The sequence below is a fragment of the Lysinibacillus sp. NPDC097231 genome (assembly GCF_044761885.1).
Classification (GTDB): Bacteria; Bacillota; Bacilli; order Bacillales_A; family Planococcaceae; genus Lysinibacillus.
In genome coordinates, this window is record NZ_JBIWDH010000006.1 from 12,368 (window position 1) to 24,998 (window position 12,631).

Sequence of the window (12,631 nt, forward strand, 5' to 3'; positions counted from 1 at the left end):
AAGCACCCCCTATAACGTGGGGAATCCGTTCGCTATTATCAATTTCGCCTTGGCGTAATTGCGTCCGGATTTTGAATTGTGGCCAGTCCTGCACAACGCAGGTCAGTTAGCCGTTTTCGCAGGATGCGAAGGTTTTAGGCTCACATCCTCAATTCATTCCTTTCAAAATCCGTGACATCCGCTGGAGGCATTGGGCCAACAAGATGTTGGTCACTCAGTCGTTGCCACAGGACGTGGCGTTCTTAGACTGAGTTCCTCTATTTCAGTAAGTGTTTGGACACCCACTGAAAAGGAGCCCACATTCGCAATCGTCTCACCACCTGTAGAGGTGGGAGTCTACTGCTGAATGAAGATAATAAGCGACTCTCATAAGTCCATTCACATAAGTTACAAATCAGTTTGCACCAACCACTGACTCTCTAGATTGCATACTTAAGCTACTACTCTTATTCAACAATTTTCTCAGCTATTCTTATCTAAACTCAGCTCATCTGTTCTAAGGCTGACCTCGCTCCCGAGATCTTCTGCCTTGTATCGAACGAAAAGTTAGCCTTATTCTATGCCACTTCACCAAAATTGTCAATCAATTCAGAGAAAAAGAAAAAATATTCAAAGAAATATTATCTTTTAAACAAAAAAATGTTTCCGTAAAGATAGTTCCCTGTTAATAAATAAAGAACAAGTTGATTCCAAGAATTGCTGAGAATACACAAAATCTGCATCACAATGCTATAAATATGACACAGCTTGCTAATACGGGCGGTAAAACCATTACATCTGCTAAAGAGCAAATGGATACTATTTATGAGACTACTTCACGAATTGCAGATTTAACGCAAAAGCTGAGTCAGCAATCTGAAGAAATTGGACAAATTACAAAAGTGATTACTGCGATAACTGAACAAACAAATTTACTAGTACTAAACGCTACCATCGAAGCAGCTCGAGCTGGCGAGCACGGTAAAGGCTTCGCAGTAGTTGCTGATGAAGTACGAAAGCTTGCAGAAAAATCAAATCAATCTGCAGGCCAAATTGTTGCTCTTACAAATGAGATTCAAACGGATACAAGAAATGTAGCAGCTGCTGTAGATGAGGGGTTAGCTTCTGTTCAGGATGGCGTAGCGAAGATTCACGAAGCAGGTGATGCATTCTATTCCATCACAGCATCTGTTCAGGCATTTACCGACCAAATTGAAGATATTTCTGCCACTTCACAACAGATTTCCGCAAGTGCTGAAGAAGTGGCTGCCTCTGTTACCGAAACTGCAACTAGTGCAAACATGTCAGTAGGTAACTCTAAAATCATTGCTGAAGCAGTAGATGAACAAGTAGCAACCATGCAACAAGTTAATGAGGTTGCTGAGGAATTGAGCAACAACGCTCTGCAACTGCAATCATTACTACAACAATTTAAACTTTAATGAACGAAAGAATCTACTTGTTTTCCCAAGAAAACAAGTAGATTCTTTTTTCATCAAAAAGCAGGGAAAGATATGTTTCCTTCCCTGCCTCATTTAAGAATTATAATCAATTAGGCCTTGGCATAATTGCGTCCGGAATCGGCTTTAACTTCTGCTAGAAGTTAAACAACAGGCTCATCAGTACCCCATTGTTTTTTCTCTTTTTTGTGTATTGGACCATCTGATTTTTTCATCTCACGAATTTTTAGTGAATACCAGATTTGTGCAGCGATACAAATTGAAGAATACATACCAGTTATTAAACCAATTAATAACGCGATTGAGAAGTTTTGAATTGATGGTGCACCTAAAATAAGAAGTGCCACTGTAACGATAATAACCGTTAACACTGTATTGACTGATCGACCCATTGTTTGACGTAGTGATTTGTTAACGATATCCGCTAACACTTCACGGTCTTTTATCGTATCATATCGTTCTAAGTTTTCACGCATACGGTCGAATGTAACTATCGTATCATTGATGGAGTAACCGACAATTGTCAGTACAGCAGCAATGAACGTAATATCGACTTCTAAACGCATAAAACTGAATACAGCAACTATTAAGAATACGTCATGTAGTAACGAGACAATTGCCCCAATACCCATGCGCCACTCAAAACGAACCGCAACATAGATAATGATACCGAGAGCAGCAAGAGATAATGCTTTAATCGCATTTTTCACCAGTTCTTTACCGACAGTTGGAGACACTGTGCTTACGCCAGGCTCATGACCATATTTTTCGCCTGCTTCTTTTTTGAACTTTAAAATTTCTGCTTGTGATAGGTCATGTTTATAACGGATAACCGCAGAGTTACTCTTTTCACCTGCCAAAACGATATCTTCAGATGAGAAGTCAATACTATCAAGATATTTTGATACTTCCTCTTTATTCAACGTTTGATCCGCTTCAATCTGCACACGAGTACCACTTGAGAAGTCAATACCAAGGTTTAGACGGAATATACCAAGAACCACTAAACCAGCTACTAGAATAGCTAATGAGAATGTATAGAATTTCTTACGGTTGTGAACAAAGTCAAAACGATCAAATTTCGTTGATAAATCTAATGTTCCGATATTTTCATCCAAGCTATGCTGTTTAGATTTTGGAATACCAAACCAAGCTGGATTGTTGAAATATCCACTATTTACAAGTAACCCTTGTAATATACGAGATCCCCAAACAGCTGTTACGAAGCTTAGTAAAATACTGATAATTAATGTTGTTGCAAAACCTTTAACAGAGCTTGTCCCGAATTGGAATAATACAGCAGCTGCTAATAATGTAGTTAGCTGCGCATCGACAATTGCTGATAAAGACTGCTTCGAGCCAATCTGGAATGCTTGTTTAACCGAATAACCTACCCGGAGCTCTTCACGAATACGCTCTGCTGCTAAAATATTCGCATCAACGGCCATTCCTATACCAAGAACGATAGCTGCGATACCTGGAAGTGTTAACACAGCATTAATCCAGTCGAAGACAACGAGCACTAGGAAAGTGAAAATAGCAAGTGTAATGATGGAAATAAAGCCAGGTAAACGGTAGTAGAATAGCATAAATAAGAAAATAATGACTACGCCCACAACGCCAGCGAAAATTGTACTTTTCAGTGCTTGGTCACCAAATTGTGCACCAACTGAAGTAGAATAAATTTCATTAAGCTTTACAGGAAGTGCCCCAGCATCTAAAATACCCGCTAAATTTTTCGTTTCTTCAACTGTGAAGTTCCCGCTAATCATTACATCTGTTGTATTTAATGTTTGGCTAACTGTTGCAGCAGATGCATAGCGAGGCTTCGCTTTTTGTGATTCTGCTTTATAAGAGTCAACACCCTCTTCAAAATCTAACCAGACAACAAGTAAATTTTGTCCTGCAGGTTTAGCGGCAATTTTACTTGTAACGTCGGCAAATTTTTTCGCATCTTTTAACGTTAGCGAAACAATCGGACGATTTTGCTGGTCAAAGGAACCTTTAGCACCACCTGGCTTTAAGTCATTACCATCCAGCAATAAATTGTCATCGACATCACGGAATGTTAGATTTGCAGAAGTAGACAATAATTTACGTGCTGATTCTTGGTCTTCAACTCCCGCTAATTGCACGCGAATGCGGTTTTTGTCTTCAACCTGAATGCTTGGCTCACTTACCCCGATAGCATTTACACGTTCACCAAGAGCTGTAGCTGTAGCTGTCACAACTTCCGGTGTAATTTTTTGTCCCTCTTTTAATTCTTTAACCTCATAAAGAACCTCAAACCCGCCTTGTAAGTCAAGACCAAGCTTAATGTCCTTTAAGACGCCGTTTACAGTCGTACTAATGGTTGCTGTAAAGATTACCAAAAGTAGCACGAATGCAACAATACGACTTTTTAGTTTCATTTATAAATCCTCCTCGAATAGGTGTAAGGCAATTCCTTACACTACAAACAAGTATAATACAAATCCTTTTGAAACGTTTATTCCTCCTTTTCCTTTAGAATAATGTAGCCTGTGCTTCAAAAAGGTTGCTCTACTTATTTCAATCGTTCATAACGCGCAAATTTATTCCAGTATTTGAATAGGTGTATTCCTCCAAATTCAGAAAAGAATTATATGGAGGTTTTTGAATAAATATATTTATACAAATAAAAAAAGCGCAACACACTCATTATGAAACACGTTGCGCTTGGTGTCAATTCAACACTTTTAGTATTCTTTTATTATTTGACAAAATTCACATATTCTTCTTAAGATTTCACCGGACCAAGCAGCGTTTTTAATTCTTCTGTACTTATTTCTGTAAACCAATCATTACTTTGTAAAAATTCTACTTGATTAAACGATACGATATCGGACGGTGATACAGCAAAAATAGTGGCGATAATCTCATGTAAACGTAATTGTTCAATATTTTTTTTTCGCCATTTTTTCTCTACACAGTAGCGCCATAGTTCCTCTGCTGTAATAGCATCGTATTGATAATGCTTAAACTCTTCTATCTTACTATCAATTGCCGGACGAATTTTTTCAAATAGTTGCTCATGTTGCATACTCATTTTGAATCATCTCCAATCAAAGTTGTATCGTAAGACATGTCTGCATACAAATAGTGTAAATGAATTTTTGTGGCTTGAGAAGGGACGGATGGCATGAGTTCTTTTGTGCGAGGTACACTATTTTTAATGTTCGTGATTTTTTTATCTAAACTCTTTGGCTTCTTTTATAGAATGCAATTTATGCGTATTGCTGGTGAAGAGGCAGTCGGCATTTATATGACCGTCTATCCGGCATTTATTTTCTTCATCTCACTCATTCAACTTGGACTACCTATCGCTGTGGCAAAAATTGTAGCAGAGTTACTAGCAAAAAACAAACGTGAAAGCATCTATGGTGTTATGCGGACTGCTATACTTTGGTCATTTATTGGAATGATCATTTTTATGCCGATTGTTGCACTTACAATACCATATATCTCGACTACACTTTTACATAATGAACAGACAACAATTACGCTATGGATTGCACTCTTTGCTGTGCCAGTATCAGTTGGCTCTGGATTATTGCGCGCTTATTTACAAGGCATTACGAAAATTACACCTACAGCCTGGGCACAAATGATGGAACAAATTGTGCGCATTGGTTTCATCACATTCATGCTGCCATTTGTGGCTGCTTATAACAATGCTGCCATTACAGCAGCCTCAGCTATGGGTATTACACTTCTAGCTGAAGTCGTTGCTTTCTTGTATCTGTGGATGCATTATATTGTTTCAAAGAAAAATCTATTGGCGAAAAAAAGCAAAATCGAGGCGTATCCTTCCTCGCCAATGCTACGAATCGCCCTTCCTTCTGCAGGAAGCAAACTGTTTGGATCTTTTACTTGGTTTTTAGAGCCCATTATCTTTTTAAAAGCTTTAACAATGGCTGGACTGACAGCCTCTGCAGCAACGATTCTTTATGGCATTATTTCGGGTGTATTAGTTCCTTTATTATTATTCCCAGCTTTTGTGTCCGCAGCACTTTCGATTGTCCTTATTCCAGCTGTAAGTGATGCTGTTGCACGTCAGCACATACCTCTTTTACAGGAACGTATCTCTGTGTCATTACGCTTATCTTCTCTGGTGGGTTGTATTGCAGCAACGTACTTCTTTGTTCATGGCGACGAATTAGCGGTGAAGCTTTTCCACTTAGAAGAAAATCGTGGCTATGTGAAAATATTAGCTCCAATTTTTTACTTTTATTATATTCAAAGTCCTTTGCATTCGATATTACAAGCAATTGGTGAAGCCCGTTCTGCGATGATGAACTCCATTTACGGTGGTCTTGGTAAGCTCTTTGTCATGTTCGTGCTCGCCTCTCAGCCTGGTATCCAAGAAAAAGGTGCCGTTGTGGCAATAGGCTTTGGCGTTTTACTGACTTCGTTCTTGCATATCGCAACAGTAAGACAACGTAAAAATTTGCGTGCTGGTTTTAGAATGTTTGTTGTTCCATATGGCTGTTTTATTGCTGTTTGTGTTACCCAGTATTTTCTAACAAAAATAATGCCATTGCCGTTCATTTTAAGTAGCTGCGTAACCTTATTTTTACTATTTACATTCTTACTATTCTCCAACCAGTTACGCATCACAGATTTCCGCTATCTTCGTAAGTTGGCCAAGAAAGTTTAACTTTCTTTTAGTTGGATATGAAGACGATTGTCCTCCCAAATACAAAAAAATACAGTGCTACTATCCGTAATATTATTTTTAGTTAACTCAGCCTTTAACCAATCAACATCCTTATGCAATACTTTTAAATGCTTTTCCTGAATATCGCCGTCGATAATCAATGGATAAGCAAAGGACTTTTCATCTTTTTTATACACAGAAAGATTGCCAGAAGGCTCTAAATAAGCATAAGCAATATCCGTGACAGAAGCTACTCCATTTTCACGCAATTGCTGACATAAATCATCTAAATTATAGCGGTGCTTGCGCATTTCGCTTTCTATAATAACGCCATCTCTTACGAGCAATGCTGGATCGCCATCGACTAAATCACGTACTTTTTTGAATTTAAGCGATAATAACGCACTTAATATTTGAATAATTAGCAACACGATGATTGGTAGAATGGCATTAAATAAAGAACTCTCATAGTCATCCAACGCAAAGGCTGCAACCTCTGCAATTAATATAAATACCACTAAATCGATAACAGATAATTCACCAAGTTCACGCTTACCCATCATGCGAAAAACGATAAGGATAAACACATATAAAAAGCAAGTTCTAAAAATAATCGTAAAGTATTCTTCCATATAGTCACCCCCATACTAATCAAGGTGACCTTACTCATCGATTTTTATACAGGATGATGTTATATGGATAATGTTGTTTTTTTACCACTTATTGTAACTAAAAAAGATTTTTTCCTGCCAACCTTTAAGAAACCAAGTTTTTAATTTAATCGCAGCAATAGAAATGCACAATAACATTAACAAAATAACACTTCTTTGTTTATAATAGGAAAATGATGCTGTACAATTTCCGTAAATCGAAAGAATAAACCCTAGTAGTTTGTGCAAAATAAAAGGAGCTGAAATTATTGTCGTAATGCACCTTTTTAGCTTAAAAACACCCGTACAGTTAACAAGGACATTTCATGATAACAATAAATTGTATAAAGGTCATCATCATTTATACTTCCACATTTAGTAAATGATCACCGTTTCCTAATTTAACAAGACAACTCAAACATGAATACAAGGTGAGAAGATGAAAAGGATAGTAATTTTTTTAGTTATTGTTGCTTTTAGTATATTGCTCATTAAACCTAACCCTATTTATGGATATCAAAATGAAAAGATTCCAGTTCCCGTTCTTATGTACCACCATTTAGAAAATAACGTAAATAATAATACAATTATTTCCCCAGAGAATTTCGAAAATCAAATTAAAACGCTCAAAGAGAAAGGGTATAATTCGATTACAGCTCAAGAATTATATGATTATTTGAACGGTAAAAAAAAGTTACCTAAAAATCCAGTGTTAATAACTTTTGACGATGGTTATTTAAGCAACTATGAAAAAGCTTATCCCATTTTAAAAAAATACAAAATGCATGCAGAAATCTTTGTTATTACTAGTCACATTTTAGAAAAAAGCGGAAAGAATGTACGTCCAAACGAAATTCCTAAAATGAACTGGGATCAATTAAAAGAAATGAAAGATTATATAACCATCCAAAGCCATACTTGGAATTCACATTCTAAATTACAATCATTCAGCGGAGGAATGAAAGGTGCTATTTATGGGCGTAGTTACATTAAAGGAAACCTAGAAAAACAAGAAGAGTACGAAGAAAGGGTTAAAAAGGATTTACTTCTTTCTAGGAAAATTATTAAAGAAAAGTTAGGATATGAACCAATTGCTCTTAGCTATCCCTTTGGAACTAATTCTGAAGATGCAATGAGATTAGCGAAAGATGTTGGATTTAAAATGGCTTTTGTTATTAAAAATAAAGGTGTTAATATGGGCGATAATGTTTTTGCTTTAAGTAGAATAACGGTAAATGGCAATGAAACTGGAGCTGAATTAATTAAGAAACTAAAAAACGATGGCACTTGAGCAAAACGGGAATAAAATAAAGAGATAATCATGTATCGAGCTTAACAAAAAAAGACTTACAACTCATTATGCAAATTGTAAGTCTTTTTCTCATTATTATTTTAATTGGTCGTCTTTTACAACTCGTCCAATTGCTTGACGGTCAAATTTAACGCGCACATTGTCTGCAATTTTTAATGTCACAGTTGTGTCCTCAATTGAGTCAACCTCGCCATGTAAGCCACCGATTGTAATCACTTTATCACCACGTTGCAAACTATTTTGCATATTTTGTGCTTCCTGCTGTCTCTTTTTAGCTGGGCGGATTAAAATAAACCACATTGCAACAAACATGATTAAAATCATAATTAAGCCAGAATATTGTTCCATCATTCTTGCCCCCTTTCCAATTCTCACTTTTTTAGTATAGACTATTCCACCCTAAAAAAGCGATGGACAAGCCCAAAATTTTTCTATATTACTAATATTTTTTCTATGATAGACAACTATTTGCTAGAAATATTCATATTTCACACAAATTTACATGATTTTTTTACGAGATATTAGAAGTTCTTTGCATCTGGTCCATTAAAGCCGTATTTCTCGAAAAATTCTTCTCGGAAATCGCCAAGACGATCTTCACGGATTGCCTCACGTACTTGTTCCATTAACTTTAATAGGAAGTGCAAGTTATGGTATGAAGTTAAACGAATACCAAACGTTTCTTCAGTACGAATTAGATGACGGACATACGCACGCGAATAATTTTTACATGTATAGCAGTCACAATTCGGATCAATCGGGCCAAAATCACGTGCATATTTTGCATTTTTAACGACTAAACGGCCTTCTGATGTCATTAATGTACCATTACGAGCGATACGTGTTGGTAATACACAGTCAAACATATCAATGCCTCGAATAGCTCCATCAATTAATGAATCTGGTGATCCGACACCCATTAAATAGCGTGGTTTATTTTCTGGCATCAATGGCGTAGTAAACTCTAATACTCTGTTCATGATATCTTTAGGTTCACCTACGGAAAGTCCCCCAATGGCATAGCCAGGGAAATCTAGTTCAACTAATGCTTCTGCAGAACGACGGCGTAAATCCTCATATTCTCCCCCTTGAATAATACCAAAGAGACCTTGTTCCTCTGGACGTTTATGAGCTTCCTTACAACGTTTAGCCCAACGTGTTGTACGATCTACAGACTGCAGCATATAGTCATATGTCGCTGGAAAAGGTGGACACTCATCAAATGCCATCATAATATCTGAGCCTAAATCATTTTGAATTTCCATCGCCTTTTCTGGGCTTAAAAACAATTTATCCCCATTCAAATGATTGCGGAAGTGAACCCCTTCTTCTTCAATTTTTCGGAATTGACTAAGTGAGAATACTTGGAAACCACCTGAATCTGTTAAAATTGGGCGATCCCAGTTCATAAATTTATGCAAGCCCCCTGCTTCCTTGACAATATCATTACCTGGTCGTAGCCATAAATGATATGTATTCGAAAGAATAATACCTGCATTCATTTCTTTTAGTTCCTCAGGTGACATTGTTTTAACAGTTGCTTGTGTACCAACAGGCATAAATGCTGGCGTTTCAAAAGAGCCATGTGGTGTATGCACGATACCAAGACGTGCTCCTGTTTGCTTACAAGTATGAAGTAGCTCATAACGAATTGCTGGTTGTGTCATAAAATAAATATTCCTCTCTTATCTGAAGTAAAAACAGAGGCTCGCACGATGCGAGTCAGTTAGTCGTTCGTTGACACAGGATGTGCCGTTTTTAGACTAACTCCCACTGATTACAAATAGTTTTATCCTTTCGGACGAATAAACATAGCATCACCAAAGCTAAAGAAGCGATATTTTTCTTCTACAGCTTGTTTATATGCACTTAAAATGGTTTCTTGTGTGGCAAGTGTACTCACAAGCATCACAAGGGTTGATTTTGGTAAATGGAAGTTTGTGATTAAACCATCTACAACTGTAAAGTTATATCCTGGATAAATGAAAATGGACGTCCAACCTTGTTCTGCACGCACTTCGCCTCCGTATTTAGAGCCAATAGTTTCCAATGTTCGTGTAGAGGTTGTCCCAACAGCTATCACTTTTCCTCCATTACTCTTTATCCGGTTAATGATTGCTGCCGCTTCTTCCGTCACACTATAAAATTCGGCATGCATTTCGTGATTTTCAATTGATTCTACACTTACAGGACGGAAAGTTCCAAGTCCCACATGTAAAGTAATAAATACAACTTCGACCCCTTTTGCTTTTACTTGCTCCAGTAATGCTTCTGTAAAATGCAGGCCTGCAGTTGGTGCTGCTGCTGAACCACGTTCTTTTGCATAAACAGTTTGGTAACGATCTTTATCCTCTAATTTTTCACGAATATATGGAGGTAATGGCATCTCACCAAGTTGCTCTAATATCTCATAAAAAATCCCATTATAGTTAAACTCAAATGTACGTCCACCGTGATCAAGCTCTCCTGTACAAGTAGCTGTCAGTAAGCCTTCTCCAAATGTTATAACTGTACCAACTTTTACACGTTTAGCCGGTTTAACAAGTGTTTCCCATTCATCTGTACCAGCCATTTGCTTTAATAAAAGTACCTCTATATGGGCACCTGTTTCCTCTTTAACGCCCATTAAGCGTGCTGGTAAGACCCTTGTATCATTTAACACAAGACAATCTCCAGCATGTAACTCCTCTAAAATATGGGCAAAATGATGATGCTCCACTTTTTTTGAACCTGGCGTCACTACCATTAATCGACTTGCAGTACGATCCATAAGCGGTGTTTGTGCAATAAGCTCCTCTGGCAATTCAAAATCAAAATCTTCTACACGCATGAAAAAAACTTCCTTCTTCTATGTTTGTTGGGGATAATCATATCCGAAATGTTCGTAGGCTAGATGTGTTGCCACACGTCCACGTGGTGTCCGCTGTATAAAGCCAATTTGCATCAAATATGGCTCGTACACATCTTCTATCGTTACACGTTCCTCACCAATGGAAGCTGCCAATGTATCTAAACCTACAGGACCACCACGAAAGCGCTCAATCATATTGGTCACAAGTTTATGGTCAATATGGTCAAGCCCTCTAGGATCAACTTGTAATAGCTCAAGTGCTTGCTTAGCTAGTCCATCTGTAATCATACCATCACCAAGCACTTGTGCATAATCTCGCACTCGCTTAAGCAAACGATTTGCAATACGAGGTGTGCCACGAGAGCGTCTTGCCATTTCGCTTGCTGCTACTTGCTCAATTTCAACAGCAAATAAATGTGCACTACGCACAATAATTTCAGCAAGTGAGGTATCATCATAATACTCTAATCTCAGTAATACACCAAAGCGATCCCTTAAAGGTGCTGATAATGCGCCAGCCCTTGTTGTGGCACCGACAAGCGTAAATGGTGGTAAATCAAGACGTATAGATCGTGCTTCAGGTCCTTTACCAACGACAATATCTAAACAAAAATCTTCCATGGCTGGATAAAGCACTTCTTCAATTGCACGAGGCAGGCGATGTATTTCATCGATAAAAAGCACATCTCCAGGCTCCAGTGAGCTTAAAATAGCTGCTAAATCTCCAGGACGTTCGATTGCAGGGCCGCTAGTCATGCGTACATTGACATTCATTTCATTGGCAATAACAGCAGCTAATGTAGTTTTACCCAGTCCAGGAGGTCCATATAACAGCACATGGTCTAAACTTTCCTGACGAAGCTTTGCTGCTTCAATGAAAATTTGTAAATTTTCTTTTACCTTATGTTGACCAATATATTGTGCTAATCTTTGAGGCCTTAAAGATAATTCAAACTGTTCATCATAGCTCCCTGCCTCACTGGCCATCATACGTTCAGACATGTACTTTCCCCCCTTTCACTATTTTAACTTTAATAGCAATTGTAAAGCTTGTTTCATAAATGCATCTGTTGTTTCAAGCTTGTCATTATCCTCAAGCTGTGGACGAATTTTTTCCAACTCTTTTTCAGAATAGCCAAGCGCCATTAAAGCAAGGATGGCTTCCTCAAGTTCATGTTTATATGGATTCACACCGAATAGTGGTAACTCATCTTCTGCACTAGGTAGCTCAATCGTCTCTAATAAACCACCAAGTTTACCTTTTAAATCTAGAATCATTTGACGTGCCGTTTTCTTACCCACTCCTGGGAATTTCACTAAAAATACTTCATCTTCTCGTTCAATGGCACTTATAACCTGCTGCGGATTACCAGTAGCTAAAATAGCTAAAGCACCCTTAGGTCCAATTCCTGATACTAAAATTAGCTTTCGGAACAGCTCTCGTTGGTCTAAATTTGGAAAACCATATAATATTTGTGCATCCTCACGTACATGTAAGTGTACAAAAATTTGTTGCTCAAGTGCAGAAGTCCTAAACGCAAATGGATTAGGTGTATTCAGCTGCCAGCCAATCCCTTGTTGTTCAAGCACGACATACTCAGGAGTAATACGCTTAATTTGTCCTTTTAAATAATCATACATCTATAATCCCTCTCAATCATCGTCTTCGATTATAGCATAAAGCGAACGAATGCTCGACTA

12 protein-coding genes are annotated in these 12,631 nt (G+C 37.7%); 4 read left to right on the forward strand and 8 right to left on the reverse strand.

Annotated features, from left to right (window positions below; all coding sequences use genetic code 11):
- Positions 1-190: 190 nt before the first annotated feature.
- Both ACIQXF_RS05755 and ACIQXF_RS05760 read left to right on the forward strand, forming a co-directional pair.
- Positions 191-346, forward strand: a complete 156-nt coding sequence (locus ACIQXF_RS05755; RefSeq protein ID WP_402780085.1) for a hypothetical protein — start codon at positions 191-193, stop codon at positions 344-346.
- 337 nt (positions 347-683) lie between these two features.
- On the forward strand, positions 684-1,421 hold the full coding sequence (locus ACIQXF_RS05760; RefSeq protein WP_402780087.1) for a methyl-accepting chemotaxis protein: 738 nt from the start codon (positions 684-686) through the stop codon (positions 1,419-1,421).
- 161 nt (positions 1,422-1,582) lie between these two features.
- On the opposite strand, the gene secDF is transcribed toward ACIQXF_RS05760, so the two are convergent.
- Positions 1,583-3,850, reverse strand: coding sequence for a protein translocase subunit SecDF (gene secDF / locus ACIQXF_RS05765; protein WP_402780088.1), 2,268 nt, complete (start codon positions 3,848-3,850; stop codon positions 1,583-1,585).
- A 347-nt stretch (positions 3,851-4,197) separates the two neighbouring features.
- Positions 4,198-4,506 carry a post-transcriptional regulator gene (locus ACIQXF_RS05770; RefSeq protein ID WP_402780090.1) on the reverse strand — a complete coding sequence of 103 codons (309 nt, stop codon included), beginning with the start codon at positions 4,504-4,506 and terminating at the stop codon, positions 4,198-4,200.
- Positions 4,507-4,599: 93 nt separating this feature from the next.
- Here ACIQXF_RS05770 and ACIQXF_RS05775 point away from each other — a divergent pair, with 93 nt between their 5' ends.
- A complete protein-coding gene (locus ACIQXF_RS05775; RefSeq protein WP_402780092.1) occupies positions 4,600-6,117 on the forward strand; it encodes a putative polysaccharide biosynthesis protein in 1,518 nt (505 codons plus the stop codon).
- Here ACIQXF_RS05775 and ACIQXF_RS05780 read toward each other — a convergent pair.
- Positions 6,114-6,749, reverse strand: coding sequence for a DUF421 domain-containing protein (locus tag ACIQXF_RS05780; RefSeq protein ID WP_402780094.1), 636 nt, complete (start codon positions 6,747-6,749; stop codon positions 6,114-6,116). The two genes, ACIQXF_RS05775 and ACIQXF_RS05780, sit on opposite strands and share 4 nt — an antisense overlap.
- Before the next feature lie 457 nt (positions 6,750-7,206).
- Here ACIQXF_RS05780 and ACIQXF_RS05785 point away from each other — a divergent pair, with 457 nt between their 5' ends.
- Positions 7,207-8,058 carry a polysaccharide deacetylase family protein gene (locus ACIQXF_RS05785; RefSeq protein ID WP_402780096.1) on the forward strand — a complete coding sequence of 284 codons (852 nt, stop codon included), beginning with the start codon at positions 7,207-7,209 and terminating at the stop codon, positions 8,056-8,058.
- Between the two features lie 96 nt (positions 8,059-8,154).
- Here the strand turns inward: ACIQXF_RS05785 and yajC are convergent, their stop codons facing one another.
- The 5 genes from yajC to ruvA form a co-directional block, all read right to left on the reverse strand.
- Positions 8,155-8,427, reverse strand: a complete 273-nt coding sequence (yajC, locus tag ACIQXF_RS05790; RefSeq protein ID WP_402780303.1) for a preprotein translocase subunit YajC — start codon at positions 8,425-8,427, stop codon at positions 8,155-8,157.
- A 173-nt stretch (positions 8,428-8,600) separates the two neighbouring features.
- Positions 8,601-9,746 carry a tRNA guanosine(34) transglycosylase Tgt gene (gene tgt, locus ACIQXF_RS05795; RefSeq protein WP_402780098.1) on the reverse strand — a complete coding sequence of 382 codons (1,146 nt, stop codon included), beginning with the start codon at positions 9,744-9,746 and terminating at the stop codon, positions 8,601-8,603.
- Between the two features lie 122 nt (positions 9,747-9,868).
- Positions 9,869-10,909, reverse strand: coding sequence for a tRNA preQ1(34) S-adenosylmethionine ribosyltransferase-isomerase QueA (gene queA / locus ACIQXF_RS05800; RefSeq protein WP_402780100.1), 1,041 nt, complete (start codon positions 10,907-10,909; stop codon positions 9,869-9,871).
- 18 nt (positions 10,910-10,927) lie between these two features.
- Positions 10,928-11,932, reverse strand: coding sequence for a Holliday junction branch migration DNA helicase RuvB (gene ruvB / locus ACIQXF_RS05805; protein WP_402780102.1), 1,005 nt, complete (start codon positions 11,930-11,932; stop codon positions 10,928-10,930).
- Between the two features lie 18 nt (positions 11,933-11,950).
- Entirely contained in the window at positions 11,951-12,571 is a 621-nt protein-coding gene (gene ruvA / locus ACIQXF_RS05810; protein WP_402780104.1) for a Holliday junction branch migration protein RuvA, read from the reverse strand.
- Positions 12,572-12,631: the final 60 nt, after the last annotated feature.

Bases quoted from the DNA above. Each gene is read 5' to 3' on its own strand.
- ACIQXF_RS05780 (WP_402780094.1), bottom strand. From the start codon at position 6,749: ATGGAAGAATACTTTACGATTATTTTTAGAACTTGCTTTTTATATGTG.
- ACIQXF_RS05785 (WP_402780096.1), top strand. From the start codon at position 7,207: ATGAAAAGGATAGTAATTTTTTTAGTTATTGTTGCTTTTAGTATATTG.
- ACIQXF_RS05770 (WP_402780090.1), bottom strand. From the start codon at position 4,506: ATGAGTATGCAACATGAGCAACTATTTGAAAAAATTCGTCCGGCAATT.
- tgt (WP_402780098.1), bottom strand. From the start codon at position 9,746: ATGACACAACCAGCAATTCGTTATGAGCTACTTCATACTTGTAAGCAA.
- ACIQXF_RS05775 (WP_402780092.1), top strand. From the start codon at position 4,600: ATGAGTTCTTTTGTGCGAGGTACACTATTTTTAATGTTCGTGATTTTT.
- yajC (WP_402780303.1), bottom strand. From the start codon at position 8,427: ATGGAACAATATTCTGGCTTAATTATGATTTTAATCATGTTTGTTGCA.
- ruvA (WP_402780104.1), bottom strand. From the start codon at position 12,571: ATGTATGATTATTTAAAAGGACAAATTAAGCGTATTACTCCTGAGTAT.
- queA (WP_402780100.1), bottom strand. From the start codon at position 10,909: ATGCGTGTAGAAGATTTTGATTTTGAATTGCCAGAGGAGCTTATTGCA.
- ruvB (WP_402780102.1), bottom strand. From the start codon at position 11,932: ATGTCTGAACGTATGATGGCCAGTGAGGCAGGGAGCTATGATGAACAG.
- secDF (WP_402780088.1), bottom strand. From the start codon at position 3,850: ATGAAACTAAAAAGTCGTATTGTTGCATTCGTGCTACTTTTGGTAATC.